This window comes from Pseudarthrobacter raffinosi, from assembly GCF_023913735.1.
GTDB classification, from domain to species: domain Bacteria; phylum Actinomycetota; class Actinomycetes; order Actinomycetales; family Micrococcaceae; genus Arthrobacter; species Arthrobacter raffinosi.
On the sequence record NZ_JAMXBH010000017.1, the window covers coordinates 16,248 to 37,443 of the forward strand.

At 66.3% G+C, this 21,196-nt stretch carries 19 protein-coding genes and 1 pseudogene; 13 read left to right on the forward strand and 7 right to left on the reverse strand.

Features of this window, described 5'->3' with window-relative positions:
* Nucleotides 1-20 precede the first annotated feature (20 nt).
* Nucleotides 21-1,646, reverse strand: a complete 1,626-nt coding sequence (locus tag NG698_RS15600) for a sensor histidine kinase (protein ID WP_252601973.1) — start codon at nt 1,644-1,646, stop codon at nt 21-23.
* A gap of 134 nt (nt 1,647-1,780) precedes the next feature.
* Between NG698_RS15600 and NG698_RS15605 the strand changes: the two genes are divergently transcribed.
* The 3 genes from NG698_RS15605 to NG698_RS15615 all read left to right on the forward strand — a co-directional run bounded on the left by NG698_RS15605 (nt 1,781) and on the right by NG698_RS15615 (nt 4,242).
* Complete coding sequence (locus tag NG698_RS15605) at nt 1,781-2,167, forward strand: DUF7793 family protein (protein ID WP_252610890.1); 387 nt, start codon at nt 1,781-1,783, stop codon at nt 2,165-2,167.
* A gap of 54 nt (nt 2,168-2,221) precedes the next feature.
* A complete protein-coding gene (locus NG698_RS15610) occupies nt 2,222-3,046 on the forward strand; it encodes a class I SAM-dependent methyltransferase (protein WP_252610891.1) in 825 nt (274 codons plus the stop codon).
* Nucleotides 3,047-3,117: 71 nt separating this feature from the next.
* On the forward strand, nt 3,118-4,242 hold the full coding sequence (locus NG698_RS15615; protein WP_252601979.1) for a glycerate kinase: 1,125 nt from the start codon (nt 3,118-3,120) through the stop codon (nt 4,240-4,242).
* A 61-nt stretch (nt 4,243-4,303) separates the two neighbouring features.
* Here NG698_RS15615 and NG698_RS21975 read toward each other — a convergent pair.
* Nucleotides 4,304-4,965, reverse strand: a pseudogene (locus tag NG698_RS21975) (DUF6766 family protein).
* Nucleotides 4,966-5,015: 50 nt separating this feature from the next.
* On the reverse strand, nt 5,016-5,510 hold the full coding sequence (locus tag NG698_RS15625) for a DUF6328 family protein (RefSeq protein WP_252601982.1): 495 nt from the start codon (nt 5,508-5,510) through the stop codon (nt 5,016-5,018).
* Between the two features lie 185 nt (nt 5,511-5,695).
* Here NG698_RS15625 and NG698_RS15630 point away from each other — a divergent pair, with 185 nt between their 5' ends.
* From NG698_RS15630 to NG698_RS15645, 4 genes are all read left to right on the forward strand, one after another.
* Nucleotides 5,696-6,595 (forward strand): SDR family oxidoreductase, encoded by a 900-nt coding sequence (locus tag NG698_RS15630; RefSeq protein WP_252610892.1) that lies wholly within the window; start codon nt 5,696-5,698, stop codon nt 6,593-6,595.
* A 42-nt stretch (nt 6,596-6,637) separates the two neighbouring features.
* Nucleotides 6,638-7,153 (forward strand): hypothetical protein, encoded by a 516-nt coding sequence (locus NG698_RS15635; protein WP_252601988.1) that lies wholly within the window; start codon nt 6,638-6,640, stop codon nt 7,151-7,153.
* A 124-nt stretch (nt 7,154-7,277) separates the two neighbouring features.
* Complete coding sequence (locus NG698_RS15640) at nt 7,278-8,096, forward strand: GAF domain-containing protein (RefSeq protein ID WP_252610893.1); 819 nt, start codon at nt 7,278-7,280, stop codon at nt 8,094-8,096.
* Nucleotides 8,093-8,956, forward strand: a complete 864-nt coding sequence (locus NG698_RS15645) for an SGNH/GDSL hydrolase family protein (protein ID WP_252601993.1) — start codon at nt 8,093-8,095, stop codon at nt 8,954-8,956. Before NG698_RS15640 ends, NG698_RS15645 begins: the two co-directional genes overlap by 4 nt.
* Nucleotides 8,957-8,986: 30 nt before the next feature.
* Here the strand turns inward: NG698_RS15645 and NG698_RS15650 are convergent, their stop codons facing one another.
* Nucleotides 8,987-10,339, reverse strand: coding sequence for a uracil-xanthine permease family protein (locus NG698_RS15650; protein ID WP_252610894.1), 1,353 nt, complete (start codon nt 10,337-10,339; stop codon nt 8,987-8,989).
* Nucleotides 10,340-10,416: 77 nt separating this feature from the next.
* Nucleotides 10,417-11,586: a serine hydrolase domain-containing protein gene (locus NG698_RS15655; protein WP_252610895.1), complete on the reverse strand. Its 1,170-nt coding sequence runs from the start codon at nt 11,584-11,586 to the stop codon at nt 10,417-10,419.
* 232 nt (nt 11,587-11,818) lie between these two features.
* Between NG698_RS15655 and NG698_RS15660 the strand changes: the two genes are divergently transcribed.
* Nucleotides 11,819-12,424 carry a malonic semialdehyde reductase gene (locus NG698_RS15660; protein WP_252610896.1) on the forward strand — a complete coding sequence of 202 codons (606 nt, stop codon included), beginning with the start codon at nt 11,819-11,821 and terminating at the stop codon, nt 12,422-12,424.
* A gap of 120 nt (nt 12,425-12,544) precedes the next feature.
* On the opposite strand, the gene pgm is transcribed toward NG698_RS15660, so the two are convergent.
* Nucleotides 12,545-14,215 carry a phosphoglucomutase (alpha-D-glucose-1,6-bisphosphate-dependent) gene (gene pgm, locus NG698_RS15665; protein WP_252610897.1) on the reverse strand — a complete coding sequence of 557 codons (1,671 nt, stop codon included), beginning with the start codon at nt 14,213-14,215 and terminating at the stop codon, nt 12,545-12,547.
* A gap of 288 nt (nt 14,216-14,503) precedes the next feature.
* On the opposite strand from pgm, the gene NG698_RS15670 reads away from it, so the two are divergent.
* Complete coding sequence (locus tag NG698_RS15670; protein WP_252610898.1) at nt 14,504-15,424, forward strand: nuclease-related domain-containing protein; 921 nt, start codon at nt 14,504-14,506, stop codon at nt 15,422-15,424.
* A gap of 78 nt (nt 15,425-15,502) precedes the next feature.
* Nucleotides 15,503-16,108 (forward strand): DUF4190 domain-containing protein, encoded by a 606-nt coding sequence (locus NG698_RS15675; protein ID WP_252610899.1) that lies wholly within the window; start codon nt 15,503-15,505, stop codon nt 16,106-16,108.
* 50 nt (nt 16,109-16,158) lie between these two features.
* Here NG698_RS15675 and NG698_RS15680 read toward each other — a convergent pair whose 3' ends face one another.
* Complete coding sequence (locus tag NG698_RS15680) at nt 16,159-16,857, reverse strand: FadR/GntR family transcriptional regulator (protein WP_252601821.1); 699 nt, start codon at nt 16,855-16,857, stop codon at nt 16,159-16,161.
* Between the two features lie 133 nt (nt 16,858-16,990).
* On the opposite strand from NG698_RS15680, the gene NG698_RS15685 reads away from it, so the two are divergent.
* From NG698_RS15685 to NG698_RS15695, 3 genes are all read left to right on the forward strand, one after another.
* Complete coding sequence (locus NG698_RS15685; RefSeq protein WP_252610900.1) at nt 16,991-18,358, forward strand: SLC13 family permease; 1,368 nt, start codon at nt 16,991-16,993, stop codon at nt 18,356-18,358.
* 78 nt (nt 18,359-18,436) lie between these two features.
* On the forward strand, nt 18,437-19,654 hold the full coding sequence (locus NG698_RS15690; RefSeq protein WP_252610901.1) for a CaiB/BaiF CoA transferase family protein: 1,218 nt from the start codon (nt 18,437-18,439) through the stop codon (nt 19,652-19,654).
* 1 nt (nt 19,655) lies between these two features.
* The gene (locus tag NG698_RS15695) at nt 19,656-21,176 is read left to right on the forward strand and encodes a carboxyl transferase domain-containing protein (RefSeq protein ID WP_252610902.1); all 1,521 of its coding nucleotides are present in this window, start codon (nt 19,656-19,658) and stop codon (nt 21,174-21,176) included.
* Nucleotides 21,177-21,196 lie beyond the last annotated feature (20 nt).

Consider the following 21,196-nt stretch of genomic DNA (forward strand, 5'->3'; position numbering starts at 1 on the left):
CTGGTGCCTCCTTTCCGGGTTCAGGTTCCGTGGGACGCGTGGGCTCCAAGGCGGAGGTTCACGGTGACAGTGGTGCCAACGCCCAGCTCCGAGGTTACGTCAATGCGGCCGCCGTGGCGTTGGACGATGTCCTGCGTGATGGCGAGCCCAAGTCCGGTGCCCGGAACCGCCCCGGACATCGCGTTCGAGGCGCGGTAGAAGCGGGTGAAGATGTGGGCTATCTCGTCGCTGGAGATCCCTATCCCGCTGTCCGAGACGCTGACCGTCGCCCAGCGGGTGCCGTCTGCATCTGCCCGCGTCAGGCTGACGACGTCGATCTGTCCGCCGCCGGGGGTGAACTTGATGGCGTTGGAGACCAGATTCGTGAAAACCTGCTGGAGCTGAACCTCATCGGCAAGGATTTCCTGATCCTCCGAGGCGCGGGCCATCACAATGGCGACGTTCTGCACTGTCGCGAGCGGCCTGAGCGCGGCGGTGACGATCTCCAGAGTCCGAGCCAGCCGGACAGGGGTCAGGTGCAGCGGGCTTTGTTCATGCCCGTTGCGGGAAACGCTCAGCATGTCTTCGATCAGCAACCGCAGCCGTTCCGTGTTCCTGACCACGATGTCCAGCATCTGGTGGACCTCGCTGGACACGGGATCGGACGTATTCTCCTGGATCATGTCCAGGTACGCCATGATCGATGTCAGCGGCGTGCGGAGCTCATGGTTGACGGTGGCCAGGAAGTCGGTTTTGGCTTTGTCCAGCTGCTGGAGCTGCTTGACCACCTGCTGCTGGCTGGTGATCAGGTGGCTTTGGATCAGGCCGTGGGCGGTATTGCCTGCCACGTGCTGGATCAGTGCCAGCTCGGCCCGCGACCATTCCCTGGGCGAGTTAAGCAGGGCGATCCAAATAATTCCCAGGGAAGAGCTGCCGTCCCCCATTGGGACGGCCACGGATGCGGCGGCGCGCAGCTTCGCGAGTTCGGCCGGCAGCTGGACGTCGCCGGTGCCCAGCGGTGCGAACTCTCCGTCCGCCGTCAGGGCCTCAGCCCGCGACCACAGTGCGTCAGCCGTCCTGCGCGCCGGGTCTTCGTTCGTGAACAATCCTTCGGGCAGCGGAGCAAGGCCGGGCCGCTGCCACTGGGCGGTGATGGGTGGCACCCTGTCGTCGTCGAATGTGGTCAGCCAGACGCGGTCCGCGCCGAACGTCTCGCCGAACCCCCTGACCACAAAGTCGGCGATCTGTTGCGGATGGTTGGTTCCGCGGACCGCCGCGGATACCTGCCGCAGCCTTTCGCGGAGCGTCTCCGCTTCCTGCCGCGCTTCGTTCCGGCGGGAGACCAGGTTGATCAGGGCTGTGGCGCGGTGGACGAGTTCCTTGGCAGCAGGCGGCTTGGCGATGGAGTCCCGTACGCCGGCATGCTCCACTGACTTGACCTCTGCCGGACTGTCGAGATCCACGAGGACCAGCACAGGGGCGGTCGCGTCGACGTCGGAGAGTGAACTGTCCAGGATCAGGACGGAAGGCTCGCGCTGGTCCAGAAGCGCCGACAGGCTGGCGGCGTCGCCGGCAGTTTTGACCGTGAAGCCCGCCGCTTCCAGTGCCGCCGTGGTGAATTCCCGGCGCCCGGCGTCGGGGTCCGCAACGACAGCCAGGTATGGCACGGTTGCGAAATGTGGTGTGACCGCTGGCAAACCTGCCCCCTTCGCTCCTGAGTGAGCACCTGCTTGCTCCTGACTGAGTACATTGTAGGGTGACGGAGCATACCTGTTCCTATAAGAATGCGCGGAGGGTAATCGTGACGAGTCAGCCTGCAGAAGCGGCCAAGACGGACCTGACGCTGGATGAACGGGGTGTTATCCAGCTGAAGTGGCCGCGGGGTGTGTCCATTACGGAATCCGACGCTGAGGCGGCCATGCAGAAGGTCAATGACCTGTGCGGCGCCCGCCGACACCCCATGCTGGTGGATATGGCCACCACGGCCAAGGTCAGCCGGGGAGCCCGTACGGTTTTTGGCCGCCCCTGCCAGGCCTCCCGCGTTGCGCTGCTGGGGGCGTCGCCCGTTGACAAAGTACTGGCCAACTTCATCCTGGGTATCAACAAACTGCCCTGCCCCACCCGGTTCTTTACGTCCCGCGACGATGCCATGGCCTGGCTGCTGAAGGAGCCAGCGGCCACCGCCTGAACGGACCCGCCCGGCCAAACTGCTGCGGCGTGTTCGGCGTCTTATATTTGTACGATGCCATCCCCAGCGAAACCGGTGCTCGCCGCCTTGCGGAAGTACTTGATCCTGCCCAAACTGATCAGGCTGTCCTGGTCGGCTCCCAAAAACAGGACCGCGGCCTGGGACAGGTATTGGGCCGGAATCGCCCGGACAGGCGCCCGCAGTGACGTGCTGTGGGACTCCGGCACGGACCAGGAGCTGCTGGGCTACCGGGACATCCTGCAGCGGCACTTCGATCCCAACCTTCCGGTGGTGGATGTGGGGTGCGGGCACGGCGCCTTCAGCCGCGCGCTGACTGCTTTTTCACCGCAGGTGCTGGGCGTTGACGTGTCTGCGCACGCGGTGGCCCGTGCCCGGGACGAATCGGCGGGCGTTGAGGGTGTCAGCTACCTGGCCCGTGACATGACCGAGCTGGGGGCTGTCTCCGGGCTGGTGGGATCCACGGATGCCAACGTCTTTGTCCGTGGCGTGCTGCACGTTCTGACCGAGGCCGATCAGGCCGCGCTGATGGAAAATCTGAGGCAGCTCGTGGGCGCCCGCGGCACAGTCTTTCTGGCGGAGACGAACTTCCCGGGCAACCCGGTGGAGTACGTCGCGCATCTGGGTGCGTCGCTGCGGAGCATCCCGGCCCCGCTGGAGCTCGCGATCCGGACACTGCCCATGCCGGCCCATTTCGGACCGCAGGAGCTCGCCCGTGTGATGCCCAAGGACCGGTGGACGCTGGTGGAGGACGGGGCCGCGACCATCGAGACCAACCCGCTGATGGACGCCGCTGGGAACAGCCGCGTACCGGGCTACTTTGCGGTGCTCAAGGCCAAAGATCCCGACGCCCGCCGGTAGGGGCGTCCCGCGCTGTCCGCATGCCGGATTGGGCAAGCGCTTTCCCGGACATGGCTGGCATGATGGACGGCATGCGCATTCTCATCGCTCCGGACAAGTTCAAGGGCTCGCTCACCGCCGCGGAGGCCGCCGCCGCCATCGCCGAAGGTGCGCTGCGCGTCTACCCGGACGCCGTCGCCAACCAGTTTCCAATCGCCGACGGCGGTGAAGGAACCCTGGAGGCTGCCGTCTCGGCCGGCTACGAGGAGCGGCTCAACGCCGTCGTGGGTCCCATCCTCGCCCCCGTGGGCGCCGCCTGGGCCATCCGGAAGAACGCCGACGGCGGTGCTACCGCCGTCATCGAGACGGCGCAGGCCTCCGGCCTGGCCGAGATGGAGCCCACCCCCGCCAACGCCCTGCGGGCCCACAGCTACGGCTGCGGACAGCTGATCGCCGCGGCCCTCGACGCCGGAGCCACCGAGATTGTGCTGGGTCTGGGCGGATCGGCCATGACCGACGGCGGCAGCGGTGCCCTGCGTGCGCTGGGCCTCAAGCCGCTGGACGCCGCCGGCAACGTTGTGCCGCTGGGCGGCGGATCACTCGCCGACGTTACAGCCCTGGACGCCACCGGACTGGATCCCCGGCTGTCCGCCGCCTCGTTCAGGATCGCCGTGGACGTCCAGAACCCGCTCTATGGCGCCACAGGCGCGGCCCACGTCTTCGGGGCCCAGAAGGGCGCCGACGACGAGGCAATGGAACAGCTCGACGCCGGTCTCCGCAACTGGGCGTCTGTACTCCGGGAGGCGACTGGCCGGGACGTCAACATCCCGGGAGCCGGGGCGGCGGGCGGCTTCCCGGCGTCGTTCCTTGCCTTCACCAACGCCCGGCTGGAAGGCGGGTTCGCGCTCGTCGCCGGGCTCACCGGCCTCGCGGGCCAACTGGACAACGCCGACCTGGTGATCACCGGCGAGGGTTCCATGGACTCGCAGTCGCTGACCGGCAAGGCCCCCATCGCGCTCGCCGACGCCGCCCGGGAACGCGGGATTCCGGTGATCGTGGTGGCGGGGCGGATCATGGTGACGCCCGAGGACCTCGCGGCGCACGGCGTGGTAGCCGCCGCGCAGCTGCTGGATGTCGCGGCCAGCCCGGAAGACGCCGTCGCCAACGCGGCAAAACACCTGGCCTGGGCTACCAGCCAGGTTCTGGAAGGCGCCTGAAGCCAGCCCCCGGCGGCGCTGGGCTTACTGCTTGGGCTGCGGCTGACTAGGCGCGCGCCGCTCAGGCCCCGGTCTCATAATGCGGCTCGGCCACCGGCTTGGACTCCGGTGAGCCCTTTTCGCGGAGGTAGACGGAGGCGCCCACCAGGACCGCCACGGCGAGGAATTCGCTTTGCCAGTTCTGGAAGGATTCGAACCAGAACCTGCTGGTGGCCAGATACTCCAGGATCGTCACTTGGGACTCGCCGTGGCTGAGCTGTTCCTCGTTGTATGCGGACGTGCCGCCGAAGGCGTGCAGTGTGAACGAGGCGATGAACAGTGCCAGGAGGAGCAAGGACAGGGAGTGTTCATACAGCTTCAGCACCAGGCCGCCGCGCTTCACCGGCCACGGCGTGGCCTCGCTGATGGTGGCATCGCGCGGATCCTGGTCCTGCGGCGCAGCCTTGCCCACAGGCTTGGATTCGGAGGACCCTTCTGGAAAAGGAACACGGTCAGGATCACGTACATGGCCATCTGCAGGAACTCGGATTCCCAGTTTTCAAACGTGGGCTCCACAAAATTTCCCGTAGACAGGTAGTCCAGAACCGTGACTCCCGGCTGCCCGTGGGCCGCCTGGTCCTCGCCGTAGGCGGCAGCTCCGGAGAGGATCATGCCAACAAAAAACGCCAGGAAAAGTCCGGCGTTGGCGAGCAAAAGCCCGTGTTCCTTGGCCCACGTGCGCATGTGCACTCCTTCGAATGGATCCCCAGCAGCTTGCTGGCTTATTGACCTGGCTACTGTTCGGCTGCGCGTTTATTGAGCCGCAGCGGGACATAAGCCAGCAGCACCAGAAGGACTGCCAGCAGGATTCCGCCGGCGGTCAGGCCGGCGGCTCGGCCGGCCGTCACGTCGAAGACAAGGGCGGCTGTCCCGACACTGAGCATCCCCACGCCGGCCAAGGCAATTTTGGTAATGGTGTCTGCGCTGGAGACCAGGGTTTCCTTGAGCCTTTGGCGGAAGAGCCGGCGGTGGACGCTGACGGGAAGCAGGATAAAGGCGGTGGTCAGCGTCGCGATCACAACGTTGACGAGGTAAAGGGCCACCTGGAAATCGTCCAGGTCCTCGAACCGCTGCTGGAACGGCAACGTCAGGAGAAAACCGGCCAGGATCTGGACCCCGGTCTGCAGCACCCGGAGTTCCTGCAGCAACTCAGCCCAGTTCCGGTCAAGCTGCTCCTCGCGGGTTTCATTCCGGCCGGTGCTGCCGGTGAAGTCCTCCACATCCGACATGTTTCTCCTTGCTCCGGGGCTGGGCGTGCTCCAAAACTAGGCTGAAGCTGCGCCAAGGGCAACGTTTGATAAGTTTACTGATTATTTCCTCCGGGCGCTGGACTTTGCTCCTCCGGGCGGGATAGTTTCAAAGAGCCGGTGCCGGCCGGAGCCCTTCGAAAACCGATTCAATGAAGAGGTGGACTATGAGCGATACGCAGAACCGGACAGGCCCGCCCACAGACCCCCGGGACGGCTATTACTCCGGGCCCTTCCCGAAGCAGGAACAGAAGCAGCCGGGACTCACCGCGCCGATGGATCCGAAGCCGGACCACGGCGAACTCAGCTACGAGGGGCGCGGTGCGCTGCAGGGTAAGGCCGCGCTCATCACCGGCGGCGATTCCGGGATCGGCAAGGCGGCGGCCATCGCGTTCGCCCGCGAGGGGGCCGACGTCGCAATTTCCTACCTTCCGGAAGAAGAGGAAGATGCCCAGGACACCGCCGCCTGGATCCGCAAAGCGGGCCAGCGCGCGCTGCTGCTGGCCGGAGACGGTCGGGAGGAGGACTTCAGCACCCGGATCGTCGCTGATGCTGTGGCTGAATTCGGCGGTCTGGACGTGGTGGTGCTCAACGCCGCCTACCAGAAGAACCGCGAGAGCTTCGAGTCACTCCCCACCGAGGAATTCGACCGCGTGTTCAAGACCAATCTCTATTCCTTGATCTGGACGGCCCGGGCCGCAGTTCCGCACCTGAAAGCCGGCTCCTCGATCGTTACTACGGCCTCCATCCAGGCCCTTAATCCTTCGCCGGGGCTGATCGACTACGCCATGACCAAGGCAGCGCAGGTTGCCTTCACCAAGGCGTTGGCCCAGGAACTGGGACCAAAGGGAATCCGCGTAAACGCGGTGGCCCCCGGCCCCATCTGGACTCCGCTGATCCCCGCCACGGAATGGCCGGACAAGCTGCCCACTTTCGGGCAGGACACGCCGTTGCAGCGGGCGGGTCAGCCGGCGGAGCTGGCCGCGGCGTATGTGCTGCTGGCGTCCGACCAGGGATCCTACATCTCCGGAGCAGTGCTGCCGGTGACCGGCGGCAAGGGCCTGTAACGAAGTTTGCACGTCAGATTCACATCCACAACAGGAGGAACCATGAGTCAGGACAACCAGCGCACAGAACCGCACGTGGAAGTGGGCGGCTACGGCACGCCGACGGCGGAACAGGAGGTGGGCGGCGCGGAGACTAAGCAGTTCGCCCAGCCCCGTGAGGAAGAGGACTTTGATGCCGCCGGCCTGAACCAGAACAGCCCCGACGGCGAAACGTTCGCCACGGGCACGCCCAATCTCAGCCACTTCGATGAGGAAGACAAGGACAGTGCCGGCGAGCCGGGTGCCGGCCGTTTCGGTGGCACCGATGACCAGCACCACGCCGAAAGTGACACCAATGATCCCGGGTTCGAGCCGGGCGAACCGCCCATCCCGCGCGACGCCGTCGTGCCCTCCGCCGAGGCGGAGATCAACGACGCCAACGCCGATTCGCAGGGTTCTGAACCCTTCTCGTCGGAATCCGGACAGGATGCTGCCGGCCTGCCGGACGGCAGCGGAACCGACCGCGCCAAGGACGAATCACCGAACGACGACGGCGACGAAAGTTTCGACGCCGGGTAAGCACTGTTCTGTGCCCGGACTGCGGTTTTTATGTGGGTGGTCCACGCCCTGGGGGGCCTTCACCGGACGTATCCTAGAAGCAGGTTTTGCAGTGGGCCACGCGTTTCGAACCTAGGCGTGGAACATGGCCGCGGAGACACCGGGGGAGCCGGGCTGGGAATCGCTTCCCGACCCCCAGGATGTGGTGTTCGACAGCACGGATGTTGAAGACTTCCTTGCTGCGGTTACCCGCGAGTTCATGCGCGACATCGATGGCGATTCCCGCGGGATCAGCTGGGCTGCCACCTTCTTCCGCCGCGGATCGGCCCGAACCGCCGCCGCCGGCACCCCCGCGGCCCGCGCCGCAGACGAAGAACAGTGCTCGTTTGCAGACGGACCCGTGCTTGAGGCCGTGCGCACGGGGGATTTTGTGCACCTGGCCGACGTCGCCCGCGACCGGCGATGGCCGGGCTATGCCAGTGCTGCCGCGGACCACGGCGTCAGGTCGCTGCTGTCAATGCCGATTGCGGCCGCCGCCGGTTGGAGCGCCGCACTGAGCCTCTACGCGTCCACTCCCCACGCCTTCACCAGCGAGGACATCATCAGGACGCGCCGGTATGCGCGGCAGGTTGCCCGGTCGCTGTGGATGGTGGTGCGGGTGGCGGAGCGGGCCGAAGCCGGCGCGCAACTTGCGGTAGCCCAAAGCTCCATGGTGATTATGGACCTGGCAGTAAGCGCCCTCAAATCCGATTACGGACTCGGCCATGAGGCGGCCCTGCAGTACCTCCGGACCGTCGCGCGGCATACCCGCCAGGGGCTTCGTGAGACCGCCTTGAATATTGTGGCTGCCTCGCGCCTGGACCCGGCCGGACGTGGCCGGGAAAACGCCCCTTTCCGGGGACTCGCTGGACTTGAAACCCCCTCCCTCAGCGAGGGACCCTACAAAACAGGGAGCACGGCATGAACGTCTGGAAACAGGACATTGCAGCCAAGAACACCGCTGTGGAACCGGCGCCCCACCCGTGGCACCGCCTCGTGGCACTGGGCGATTCCTTTACCGAGGGGATCGGGGATCCCGAGCCGCGCAGCGAGGGCGGTTTCCGCGGCTGGGCGGACCGTGTGGCCGAGGAGCTCAGTGCGAACCAGCCTGATTTCGCCTACGCCAACCTTGCCGTCCGGGGCCTGCTGGTACAGCAGATCCTCGACCACCAGCTTGCCGCGGCGGTCGCCCTGAAACCTGACCTGGTCACGCTCTCCGCCGGCGGTAACGACATTGTTTTCCGGCGCAGCGATCCTGACCGGCTCGCAGAAAAAATCGACGACGGTGTGGCACAACTGGCAAGGTCCGGCGCCACCGTGGTCCTCTTTGCCGGGCCGGACTGGGGTGCGACGCCGGTCTTCAGCCAGATCCGCGGCAAAGTGGCCATCTTCAATGAGAACCTCCACGCGGTGGCGGCCCGCCATGACGCGGTCATGGTTGACCTGTGGTTCCTGCGCGAACTGTCGAACCCGGGCATGTGGGATCCGGACCGGCTGCACTTCTCACCGCTGGGGCACCACACCATCGCCGCGGCCGTGCTGAAGGCCCTGGGTGTCCCGCACACGCTGGAGCCCCTGGCGCCCAAGCCGCCGCTGCCCCGCAGCTGGAAGGAGGCCAGGACCGAGGACCTCATCTGGGCACGGGAATACCTGGTTCCGTGGGTGATCCGGCAACTGAAGCACCCGCCAGAAGCGGAGCTGTCCGCCAAGCGTCCCGAGCCGCGGCCGGTCTTCGGCATCGGAACCCCGCCCGGACCATTCATCGGCGGCGGTCGCGCGGCCTGACGCAGGAGCCTGACCCGGGGCCCGAAAAGGTCAGCGTTTCTTCGGCGCGCGTTTCGCTGCTGCGTTGACGGCGGCCCTCACGGCAGGAGGCAGGCCCGCCTGCTCCGTTTCCGGTTCAGCCACCGAGCCGCGGGCCTTCGCGATGGCTTTCATGCCGTGGTAAATCACCAGGGCGGCGGCTGAGCCGAGGGCGATGCCCGTGAACGTCAGTTCCCCTATGGTCCACGTGTAGTCGGCAATACCGATGATCAGCGCGACGGCGGCGGTGGTCAGGTTCACCGGGTTGGAGAAGTTCACCTTGTTCTGTACCCAGATCTTGACGCCCAGGATTCCGATCATGCCGTAGAGCATGGTGGCCGCTCCGCCCAGCACGCCCGGCGGGACCGTGGCAATGAGTTCGCCGAATTTCGGCGAGAAGCTCAGCACAATGGCGAAGACGCCGGCAACCCAGTACGCCGCCGTCGAATACACCTTGGTGGCCGCCATAACGCCGATGTTCTCCGCGTACGTGGTGGTGCCGGAGCCGCCGCCGATGCCGGCGAGGACCGTGGCGGCACCGTCGGCCATCAGCGCGCGGCCGGAGACGCCGTCGAGGTTTTGGCCGGTCATGGCCGCCACGGACTTCACGTGCCCGATGTTTTCGGCCACGAGGACCAGTACCACGGGGACAAAGAGGCCAAGCACGCCCACGTGGAACTCGGGGGTCTGGAAGTGCGGGAGGCCGATCCAGGCGGCGGCTTCCATTTTTTCGTAGCTCACTTCGCCGCGCAGCATGGCGACGAGGTAGCCCACCACCACGCCCACGAGGATGCTGAGCCGGCCGACGATTCCGCGGAAAAGAACGCCGACCAGGATGATGGTGGCCAGCGTAATGACGGCGGTGACGGGGGCGGCGTCGAAGTTCATTTTCGCCGCGGGTGCAAGGTTCAGGCCGATCAGTGCCACGATGGCGCCGGTGACGATGGGCGGCATCAGCCGGTTGATCCAGCCCGCGCCGAACTTCTGCACGATCGCGCCGATCAGGGCCAGTGCGACGCCGGCGAGCACCACTCCGCCCAGCGCGCCGGGCACGCCGAACTGCTGTTGGGACGCCATGATGGGCGCGATGAACGCGAAGCTGGAGCCGAGGTAGCTGGGCACCCGCCCCTTGGTGATGACCAGGAACAGCAGCGTGCCGATGCCGGAGAAGAAGAGGGTGGTGGCCGGTGGCATCCCGGTGATGATGGGCACCAGGAAGGTGGCTCCGAACATGGCTACGACGTGCTGCATGCCCACGCCGATGGTCAGAGGCCAGGCCAGCCGCTCATCCGGAGCAACCACGTGGCCGGGCTTAATCGATTTGCCGGTGCCGTGGAGCTTCCATTTCATTCCGAGCATGCTCATGGTCGGGGCCTTTCAAGGGGGTTGCCGCTGGGGCTGGGATCTTCCGGTGCAACAATACCGCGCGGCCCGGTCCGGGTTCAGCAAGTGCTGTCGAGTGCCTTCCGCGCGATCCTCAATACTTCCCAGGCCAGCTCATTGCTGGGCGCGTACGGGGTGAGGTTTAGCGGTCCAGGTGGATACGCCAGATTAATGGTCAACTGGCGCCTGGCGTCCGGGGTTGTCAGGGCCATCGTTCCGTATCCTGCCGTGTCGCCCGCGTGGCCGTAGTAGAAGCCGCCTTCGCAGGCGTCGCCCCACCGGTCGAGGCCCAGCCCGTAGCCCTCGGGCGCCAGCAGCATCTCCTTGACGGTGTCGGGCTTCAGGAGCCGCCCGTCCATGAGCGCAGCGTAGAACGTGTTCACGTCGCCGACAGTCGAGACGAGGCCGGCCGCGGTGTTGCCGATGAGCCCGGCCAGGTACGCAGTGTCCAGCCGAACGCCGTCGACAGTGATGTAGCCATGGACCATGTTTGCGGGTGCCGGACCGGGGCCGGTCATATGCGTGCCGGTCAGCCTGAGGGGGTCGATAATGTCTGACCGGAAGATCTGGGCGATGGGCTGGCCGCGCAGGCGCTGCACGATGAGGCCAAGGGTAATGTAGTTCGCGTTGGCGTACAGCATGCGGTCGCCGGGCGTCAGCACCCAGGGCACGATGGCTGTCAGGGCAAGAATTTCTTCAGCCGTGATGGGCTGCGTCAGCGCCTGCTGCAGCGTGCGCGACGTCAGTTGCGGGTCGTGATAGTTGGGCATTCCGCTGGTGTGCCGCAGGAGATGCTCCACCGTGACAGGGCCTGGCGGCTTCATCAGGGTGTCGAATTCGGGGAGGTGTCGTCCCACCGGGTCCTGGATCTGGATGATGCCTTCCTCGACGAGCTTGAGGACCGAAACGGCGACCATGGACTTGGTGACACTGGCGACGTGGACCGGGTCGGTGACCTCAGCCGGCGTCGACGTTTCGAGGCTGCGGGCCCCGCGAGCCGACGAAAATGTCTCGCCGTCGATCCGCGCCTCGATCAGGACTGCCGGGGCTCCGAGGTCCAGCATCCTTTTGCTGAATTCCGCCAGGATGGTCCGGTACGTCACGGACGCTCGGGTGACCTGCACAGGCGCCGGCGGTGCCGCTGTGCAGCCCGTCAGCACGACTGCCACGATGGCGGCCAGAACGGCGGAGAACCGGATCCGTGATGGGCGATTCCGAGGCTCCGACATGTTTTCACGTCCCTGCTGGGGTCGGGCGGCGCAGGGAGCACGATCAGGCAGGCTGCGCCTTTACCGCCTATGTTCCTCAGGCTTTCTGGAGGGGTCAAGCAGAAATCCCGCCTCCGCTGTGGTGAACGTCACCTGCGTATTGGGAAGAGGTCCGGCCTGCTTGAAGTTACAACTATGGAAAGCAGACCGCCGGCCCATCATTTGCGATGAGCGGCCCAGCGAAAGGTACGCCATGACTATTGCCCACGAAGAAGCGGTTATCGATTCGGCCGCCGTCGACGCCATTTTTGCCGAGGCCCGCACGGCCAACTCCTTTACCGGTGAGGTGACCGAGGACCAGGCCCGCGCCATCTATGAGCTCACGAAGTTCGGCCCCACGGCTTTCAACTCCCAGCCCCTCCGCGTGACCTACGTCCGCTCGGACGAGGCCCGCGCCACGCTGGTCGACACCCTGGCCAACGGCAACAAGGCCAAGACCGCCTCCGCGCCGCTGGTTGCCATCCTCAGCTACGACACCGCCTGGGCCGAGCAATGGGACAACTTCCTCCCCGAATACAACGCTCCGAAGGCCATATACGACGCCGCCCCGGACCTGGCTGCGTCCACCGGCAACAACAACGCCCACCTGCAGGCCGGCTACTTCATCCTGGCCGTCCGGTCCCTCGGCCTCGCAGCCGGCCCGATGACCGGAGCCGACTTCGGTGCCATCGACGCCGCGTTCTTCCCGGCCGGCGACCAGATGAGCTTCCTGGTGGTCAACATCGGCCAGGCCGGCGCAGACGCCTGGGGCGCAGCGAAGCCCAAGTTCAGCTACGAGGACGTTGTCCGCACCGTCTAACGCTCTCTCACTTAATGCGGCTTTAACGCCGACGCTCTCTCACTTTCTTGACGAAAGTGAGAGAGCGTCGGTCATTTAAGCGCATTAAGTGAGAGAGCGTTTGGTCTTTTTTTGGGGAGGTTAGGCGATGACGCCGTCCACCAGCGCCTTGGCTTCCGCCTGGACCTGCTTGAGGTGCTCCTCGCCCTTGAAGGACTCGGCGTAGATCTTGTAGACGTCCTCGGTCCCGGACGGGCGCGCGGCGAACCAGGCGTTCTCCGTGACCACCTTGAGCCCGCCGATCGACGCGCCGTTGCCGGGCGCCTCGGTCAGCTTGGCGGTGATGGTTTCGCCGGCCAGTTCAGTTGCAGTGACGTCCGACGGCGAGAGCTTGCCGAGTGCCGCCTTCTGCTCCCGCGTGGCTGCTGCATCAATGCGCGCGTAGACGGGGGCGCCGAACTGGTCGGTCAGGCCCTTGTACAGCTGCGATGGCGACTTGCCGGTGACCGCGGTGATCTCCGAGGCCAGCAGCGCCAGCAGGATGCCGTCCTTGTCGGTGGTCCAGACGCTGCCGTCCAGCTTGTTAAAGGAAGCGCCGGCAGACTCTTCGCCGCCGAACGCGCCTTCGCCGGACAGCAGTCCCGGCACAAACCACTTGAAGCCCACGGGGACCTCAACGAGTTTGCGGCCCAGGCTTTCCGCCACACGGTCGATGATCGAGGACGAAACCAGGGTCTTGCCCACCACCGAGTTGGGGTTCCAGCCGCTGCGGTTGCGGTAGAGGTAATCGATGGCGACGGCGAGGTAGTGGTTCGGATTCATCAGGCCACCCACCCCGTCGACAAGAGGTGTGACAATGCCGTGGCGGTCGGCGTCGGCGTCGTTGCCGGTGGCGACGTCGAACGCGGCTGAACTGCCGCCGTCGGACATCCTGTTGATCAGGGAAGCCATAGCGAACGGCGAGGAGCAGTCCATCCGGATCTTCTCGTCCCAGTCCAAGGTCATGAACGCCCACTGGGGATCCACGGTGGGGTTCACCACGGTCAGGTCCAGGTGGTGGCGCTCGCCGATCTCGCCCCAGTAATCCACTGCAGCCCCGCCCATGGGGTCGGCGCCGATGCGGACACCGGCCTCGCGGATGGCGTCCAGGTTCAACACGGACGGGAGGTCGTCAACGTAGCTGCTGAGGAAGTCGAACTTGCCGGTGCTGTCCGCGGCGAGGGCGTCGGAGACGGGGATGCGCTTCACGCCCCGCAGGTCGTTTTCGAGGAGTTCGTTGGCACGGTTGGCGATCCAGCCCGTGGCGTCGGAATCGGCCGGGCCGCCGTGCGGAGGGTTGTACTTGAAGCCGCCGTCTCCGGGCGGGTTGTGGCTGGGCGTGACCACAATGCCGTCCGCTTCCGGAGTGCCGGGCTGGCGGTTGTTGTTGTATGTGAGGATGGCGTGGCTCAGTGCCGGTGTGGGGGTGTAGCCGTGCCGCGCGTCGATCAGCACGTGCACGCCGTTGGCTGCGAGAACCTCCAGGGCGGAGTTCTGCGCCGGCTCGCTGAGGGCGTGGGTGTCCTTCGCCAGGAAAAGCGGGCCGGTGATGCCCTGCCCGGCGCGGTATTCCACGATTGCCTGCGTGATCGCGACGATATGTTTTTCGTTGAACGACGCCTTGAGGCTCGAGCCGCGGTGCCCGGAAGTGCCGAACGCCACGCGCTGGCCGGGATCACCCAGATCCGGCGTGATGTCGTAATACGCGTCGAGGAGCGCAGTGATGTCAACAAGGTCCTGGGGTTGGGCAACTGTGCCCGCGCGGCTAGCCATGGCACCAGCATGCCAGACGTGGGCTGGAGTCAAAACGCGCAGTCCATAATCCGGTCCCTATGACGCGGAAAAGTCCCCGCCGGAGGCTTGGCAGCAAGTAGTTAAAGCGAGTACTGGGCCCAAAAGTACCTATATACCGGCTCCCCGCGGCGCTGCTACGTTCGGAAAAACTCAGGAAGGAATGCCCGACGGCGGGGAGCGCCGCCGTCGGGCTCTGCAGTAAGTGTCTGGCACTGCAGTAAGTCGCACACTGCAGCGAGTTGGCAAGCGGGAGCCAGGGGGTAGGTCATGGGGGCAGGAGAAGGCGCGGCCGAGCAGTCGAGGCTTGCTGCAGAACGGGTGCAGCGGCTGAAACGCCAACTCGATCAGGCCGAACGGGCCACGAAGTCGCGGGACGCCGGTGCTGTGGGCGAACGGCTCGTGGCGGACAGGTTGAGCCTGCTCATTCCGCACGGCTGGTACCTGCTGAACGACGTCCACTGGCCCGGGCGGCCCAAAGCCATCCTTGACCATGTGCTGGTTGGTCCCGGCGGGGTGGTGGTGGTCGATGCCAAGAACTGGACCGGCGAGGTCAGTGTCGCCGCCGGTGTCCTGTGGCAGGGCCGATTTGCCAGGACGCAGTCGGTTGACGGGGCATTGGCGCAGTGCGCCGCCGTCGCGTCCGTGCTGGCGCCGCCCTACCGGCGGTTCGTCCGCCCGTTGATCTGCCTCACCGGGCAGCCGGACCTTTTCGGCATCACCAATTCAGACGTCGCCGTGGCAGGGGCAGACCGCGTTGTTGCTGCCGTGCTGGCGCTGCCCCCGGTGCTGGACCAGCAGACGGTGGTGGGCCTGTATGCGCACCTCGGCGAGCAGCTCACGCAGGAATCTGCGGCGGAAAGTTCTGCGGTGAAGCCGCTGACCGTGAAGCCGCTGACAGTTAAGTCACCGACCGTAGAGCCGGCTAAGTCACCGACCGTAGAGCCGAAGGGTGGAGGGCCGCCGGTGGCTGGGCCGCCGCGGTCCGGGCAGACAGGGGGCCGGAGCGGGCCCCGGCACCCCGCCTATGGCACCCGCCGTGGGGCGCGTAGTGGGGCCGGCAGCGGCGGCTCGGGACGCGCCAGGAAGTCGAAGGCGCAGCACGACGCGGCCAATGGAATGACCCGGTTGATGTTCCTGGCTGCCTTTGTGGTTTTTGCTGTCTACGTGCTGCCGTATTGGGGGCGGTAGCACTGGATGAGGGCGGCTGTAGGCCCGTGATGCAGGCGGCGGTAGGCTGGGAAGCGGAGACTTCGAATGGGGAAAATCATGACTGACCAGCCAACTCCGCGCCCTGATTCGCAAGGGTCCGGTGCGGGACCCGGCGATTCGCCGGCAGGCTACGAGCCGCCGCAGTTTGTGCCGCCGCAGGGCCCAAGCATTCCGGCGCCGCCGCCGTATGACCAGAACCCGTACGGCCAGAATCAGTTTGGCCAGGACCAGTACAGCCAGTCAGGCCAGTACAACCAACCCGGTGCCTACAGCCAGCCTGGCGATCCGTACGGCGCGACGTATGGCCAGCCCGCAAGCCCTTACGGCCAGGGTGCCAGCCCTTATGGCCAGCCCGCAAGCCCTTACGGCCAGCCGGCGTACGGGCAGCCCGCCTACTACGGCATGCCCGCCCAGCAGCCAAAGGGCCTGAGCATCGCCAGCATGGTCCTCGGGATTTCCTCGGTCATCCTTGGCTGGTTCATGATTCCGCAGATCGCCGCGATCATCACCGGCCATCTGGCCCTCCGCCGGGAACCCTCTGGCAAGGGCATGTCCATCACCGGGCTGGTCCTGGGCTACCTTTGCCTGCTGGGTTACGGGGCGTTCTGGTTGTTCGTCATCATCGGACTGGCCATGTACCGCTCGTCCGGGTACTCATACTGAGCCAGCCTGGGGAGGTAACGCACCCGGCCGGCCGCCGGCGTCCTGACGGATCAGCGGAGCAGCTCCACGTCCGAGACCAGCTCAATGTGGGCCAACATGGCTGCGGCTGCACCAGTGGGGTCCTGCGCGCGGATGGCGTCTGCAATGGTCCGGTGCGAGGCCAGCGACTGTTCGGGCCGCCCCGGCTGTCCCAACGACTCTATCCGCGTTTCCAGGATCATTTCGGCGATGACCGCCATCAGCTGGGCCAGTACCGCTGAGTGGGCGGCGCCGGTGACCGCCTGATGGAACAGCTCGTCGCCGTGCGCGCCGCGCTCGCCCCCTCCGATTTCGGCGGCCATGACCTCCAAGGCCGCGTCGATGGCCGCCAGGTCCTCCTCCGTGCGCCGTTCCGCGGCCAGTGCGGCCAGTTTCACCTCAAGGGTGCTGCGCGCCTCCACGATTTCCGGCAGCCGGCTCTGGTGTTCACGCAGGCCCTTGATCACTGACGCCACGCTGGACCGCCGGGCCAGGACGGCGCCGGTACCGTGCTGCACATCGATCACTCCCAGCACTTCGAGCGCCACCAGCGCCTGGGCCAGCGTCGCCCGCGAAACCCCCAGCCGATCGGCCAGGTCGCGTTCGGCCGGCAGCAGATCGCCCGGCACCAGCTGGGCGGACTCGATATAGGCCAGGATCTGCTCCACCAGCTGCTCGTACAGCCGTGGCCGCGATACGCGCTCCAGGCCAAGCCGTGCCGTCTTCTCCACATGGGCCTCACTATGTCGTCGGTTTCCCCAAGAATACACGGCAGGCGTATTGACAGATAGACCTAGTGTCTAGGAGGCTAGTCCAGTGAGTCAGTTACTCACGTCACATTTTTCCTTCCTAGGAGGACCAACGATGTCCGCTCCTGTCTTATCGATCATCATCCTGGCCGCAATGTTCCTGCTCGCCACCGTCCTGCCCCTGAACATGGGTGCCCTTGCGTTTGTCGGTTCATTCCTGCTGGGCAGCGTGGTGTTGGGCATGTCCACTAACGAGATCCTGGCTAACTTTCCCGGCGGCCTGTTCCTGACCATCGTCGGGGTCACCTACCTTTTCGCCATTGCGCAGAACAACGGCACCATCGACCTCCTGGTCCGCGGGGCCGTCAGGATGGTGGGCAACCGGGTGGCCCTGATTCCGTGGGTTATGTTTGCCGTCACCGCGCTCATTACGTCCGTTGGCGCACTGTCTCCCGCCGCCGTCGCCATCATTGCCCCGATTGCCCTCAGCTTCGCCGGTAAGTACAAGATCAGCCCGCTGCTGATGGGCATGATGGTTATCCACGGCGCCCAGGCCGGCGGATTCTCCCCGATTGCCGTCTACGGCGTCACAGTCAACGGCATCCTCGCCAAGACAAACCTGGATTTCAGCCCCACCGCGCTCTTCCTGAGCAGCCTGGTGTTCAACCTCGTCATCGCACTCGTGCTGTTCATTGTCCTGGGCGGCCGGGCCCTCCTGTCCTCCCGGGTGAGCCATTTCGTAGAGCAGGCTGCCGAAGCCCGCATGGCCGTGAGTGTCGGCGCCAAGGCAGGATCAGATGTTCCGTTCAAGGGCTTCGGCTCCGGCATGTACGGCCCCCGCGACCATGCAGGCGACGGCGTCGCAGCCACCAAGGAGCGGTCGGAGCGGATCCCCCAGCTGGTGACCATCGCCGGCCTGATCGCACTGGCCGTCATTGCCCTGGGCTTCAAAGTCGACGTCGGCTTTGTATCCATCACCATCGCCATCGTGCTGGCACTGGTCTCGCCGAAGGCCCAGAAGGGCGCGATCAACAAGATCAGCTGGTCAACGGTGCTCCTGATCTGCGGCATGCTCACGTTTGTCGGAGTCCTGGAGGAGGCCGGAACCATCCAGTTTGTTTCCAACGGCGTGGCCGCCATGGGCATGCCGCTGCTGGCGGCCCTCCTCATCTGCTACATCGGCGCCGTTGTGTCCGCGTTCGCATCCTCCACGGCCATCCTCGCCGCCCTCATCCCGCTGGCCGTGCCGTTCCTCTCCACCGGTGAGATCGGCGCCGTCGGCGTGATCTGTGCGCTCGCGGTCGCCGCCACCATCGTGGACGTTTCCCCGTTCTCCACCAACGGGGCACTGGTCCTGGCCAATGCCCCGGAAGGCGTGGACAAGGACAGCTTCTACAAGCAGATCCTCGGCTACAGCGGGATCGTCATCGTGGCCGGACCGCTCCTCGCGTGGCTGGCCCTGGTGGTTCCGGGCTGGCTCTAAGTGCCCGCCCCGATCCCGCCCAGCACGGGCCGCTTTGCCGGCAATTGTGCACCAACCTCACCCCGAAGGAATCCAGCAATGAGCAGAACAGACGAAGACCACAGGAGCGGCCCACTGTCAGGGCACCTCGTGGTGGACCTGAGCCGGGCGCTCGCAGGACCGCACGCCGGCATGATGCTGGCCGATCTCGGTGCCCGCGTCATCAAGGTGGAGAACCCCGGATCCGGTGACGACACCCGCGGCTGGGGCCCGCCGTTCGTCGGGCCCGAGGACGATCTGCAGTCCACCTATTTCATGTCCTGCAACCGGAACAAGGAGTCCATCAGCCTGGACCTGAAAGGCACTGACGGGCAGGAGGTGCTGCGCGGGCTGCTGGAACGTGCCGACGTCGTCATTGAAAACTTCCGCCCCGGCGTGATGGACCGGCTCGGTTTCTCCACCGCCGCGATGCATGACCTCAATCCGCGGCTGGTGATCCTCTCCATCACCGGGTTCGGGCACGACGGCCCGGAGTCCCAGCGCAGCGGCTATGACCAGATCCTTCAGGGCGAGGCCGGGCTGATGTCGCTCACCGGCTCCGGGCCGGAGGACCCCCAGCGCGTGGGTGTGCCCATCGCCGACCTCCTGTCCGGAATGAACGGGGCCTTCGGCGTCCTCGCAGCGCTGGTGGAGCGGGACAGGACCGACGCCGGGCAGATCGTCCGCACCTCACTGCTGGCGTCGCTCATCGGCGTCCACGCCTTCCAGGGGACACGCACCACCGTCGCCGGCGAAGTACCCCAGGCCCAGGGCAACCACCACCCGTCCATCGCCCCCTACGGCCTGTTCGCGTGCCGTAACGGGTCCGTCCAGATCAGCGTCGGCAGCGAAAAGCTGTGGTCCTCGTTCGCCGCGGCCTTTGGCCTCGATCCGGCAGCGACGGGCTTCGCCAGTAACGCGGAGAGGGTGCGAAACCGCACGGCGGTGATTGCCGCCGTCGAACGCGTTTTTGCCGCGTATGGTGCCGCCGAGCTGCTCGAAAAACTGAACGACGCCGGGATCCCGGCCGGGAAGGTGCGCTCGCTGGACGAGGTGTACGCCTGGGAGCAGGTGGCATCGCAGGGGCTGGTGGTTGATGTGGAGCATCCGGTGCTTGGGAAGGTCAGCCTGCCCGGGCCCCCGCTGAGGTTTTTCTCACGCGGCGACGCAGCAGAGACCACCCCGACCGAACACGATGCGCCGCCCCTTCTGAACGGGGACGGACAGAAAATCCGCGAGTGGCTGGGCATGTCTGCGGCCGTTGCGGGGGTGAACTAAGGTGCTGACGACGGAAAAGGTCAGGCACCTGGACGCGGCCGGGCTGCTGGCGGCCGTTGTTGATCCGGGCACGTTCGTCTCCTGGGACATGCCTGTCCGGCAGCCGGACGCGAACGTGGACTACGCCCGCGACCTCGCAAAGGCGCGGGAACGGAGCGGAACGGACGAATCAGTCATCACCGGATCCGGCCGGATCCGGGGACACCGGGTGGCGGTCATCGTCAGCGAATTCTCCTTCCTGGCCGGATCGATCGGCCATGCGGCAGCCCAGCGGATCGTCGCCGCCGTGGAGCGGGCTACCGCCGAAGGGCTCCCCTTGCTGGCAGGCCCCGCTTCAGGCGGAACGCGTATGCAGGAGGGGACCCTGGCGTTCCTGTCCATGGTAAAGATCACCGGGGCCGTGCGTGCCCACCGCCAGGCCGGGCTGCCGTATCTGGTCTACCTGCGGCATCCCACCACCGGGGGAGTGATGGCCTCTTGGGGCTCGCTGGGCCACATCAACGTGGCCGAACCGGGGGCGCTGCTGGGCTTCCTGGGCCCGCGCGTCTACGAAGCCCTGCACGGGGAGGCCTTTCCGGACGGTGTGCAGGTGGCGGAGAATCTGTTCAGCAAGGGCCTGATCGACGCCGTCGTGGAACCGTCAGAGCTTGCGGAGATTATCGGGCGGGCACTGGACATCCTCGCGGCGAAGCCCACGACGAGTCCCACTGCCGGGCCCGTTCACCGACCGGCAACCCTCGCCGTGCGGCCGGTGGCCGTGGACGCGTGGACGTCCATCGGCATTTCCAGGCAGCCGCGCCGCCCGGACCTGCGCCAGCTCCTCCGGTACGGCGCCGATGACGCCCTTCCCCTGAACGGAACAGGCCAGGGCGAAAAGGACCCTGGCCTCCTGCTGGCCCTGGCCCGGTTCGGCGGACAGTCCTGCATCGTCCTGGGCCATGCCCGCCCCCTGCGCAAGGACGCAGCCGGAATGGGTCCCGGTTCCCTGCGGGAGGCGCGGCGGGGGATGAAGCTTGCCGAGGAACTCCGTCTGCCGTTGCTGACCGTCATCGACACCGCAGGTGCGGCCTTGTCGCAGGAAGCGGAAGAAGGCGGTCTGGCCGGCGAGATCGCACGGTCCCTCCACGAACTGATCGGGCTGGAGTCGCCGTCGGTCTCGGTGCTGCTGGGGCAGGGCGCCGGCGGCGGCGCGCTGGCGCTGCTCCCGGCGGACCGGACCATCGCCGCCCAGCACAGCTGGCTGTCGCCGCTGCCGCCCGAGGGGGCCAGCGCGATTGTGCACCGCACCACGGATTTTGCGCCGCAGATGGCCGACGCCCAAGGCGTCAATGTAGGCGCGCTCTACGCCAACGGCCTGGTGGACCACATCGTGGATGAACGGGACGACGCGTCACTGGAGCCCAGGGAGTTCTGCGCCCGGATGGCCCGGGCCATCGAATACGAGCTGGGGACCCTGGCTGGTGTTCCGGTTTCTGAACTGTTGGCGGCACGGTCCAGGAAGTTCCGGGAGCTCGGCGGGTAGGCGCCCACGTCCGGGCAGCG

Bases quoted from the DNA above. Each gene is read 5' to 3' on its own strand.
- NG698_RS15610 (WP_252610891.1), top strand. From the start codon at position 2,222: ATGCCATCCCCAGCGAAACCGGTGCTCGCCGCCTTGCGGAAGTACTTG.
- NG698_RS15615 (WP_252601979.1), top strand. From the start codon at position 3,118: ATGCGCATTCTCATCGCTCCGGACAAGTTCAAGGGCTCGCTCACCGCC.
- NG698_RS15625 (WP_252601982.1), bottom strand. From the start codon at position 5,510: ATGTCGGATGTGGAGGACTTCACCGGCAGCACCGGCCGGAATGAAACC.
- NG698_RS15630 (WP_252610892.1), top strand. From the start codon at position 5,696: ATGAGCGATACGCAGAACCGGACAGGCCCGCCCACAGACCCCCGGGAC.
- NG698_RS15635 (WP_252601988.1), top strand. From the start codon at position 6,638: ATGAGTCAGGACAACCAGCGCACAGAACCGCACGTGGAAGTGGGCGGC.
- NG698_RS15640 (WP_252610893.1), top strand. From the start codon at position 7,278: ATGGCCGCGGAGACACCGGGGGAGCCGGGCTGGGAATCGCTTCCCGAC.
- NG698_RS15645 (WP_252601993.1), top strand. From the start codon at position 8,093: ATGAACGTCTGGAAACAGGACATTGCAGCCAAGAACACCGCTGTGGAA.
- NG698_RS15650 (WP_252610894.1), bottom strand. From the start codon at position 10,339: ATGAGCATGCTCGGAATGAAATGGAAGCTCCACGGCACCGGCAAATCG.
- NG698_RS15655 (WP_252610895.1), bottom strand. From the start codon at position 11,586: ATGTCGGAGCCTCGGAATCGCCCATCACGGATCCGGTTCTCCGCCGTT.
- NG698_RS15660 (WP_252610896.1), top strand. From the start codon at position 11,819: ATGACTATTGCCCACGAAGAAGCGGTTATCGATTCGGCCGCCGTCGAC.
- pgm (WP_252610897.1), bottom strand. From the start codon at position 14,215: ATGGCTAGCCGCGCGGGCACAGTTGCCCAACCCCAGGACCTTGTTGAC.
- NG698_RS15670 (WP_252610898.1), top strand. From the start codon at position 14,504: ATGGGGGCAGGAGAAGGCGCGGCCGAGCAGTCGAGGCTTGCTGCAGAA.
- NG698_RS15675 (WP_252610899.1), top strand. From the start codon at position 15,503: ATGACTGACCAGCCAACTCCGCGCCCTGATTCGCAAGGGTCCGGTGCG.
- NG698_RS15685 (WP_252610900.1), top strand. From the start codon at position 16,991: ATGTCCGCTCCTGTCTTATCGATCATCATCCTGGCCGCAATGTTCCTG.
- NG698_RS15690 (WP_252610901.1), top strand. From the start codon at position 18,437: ATGAGCAGAACAGACGAAGACCACAGGAGCGGCCCACTGTCAGGGCAC.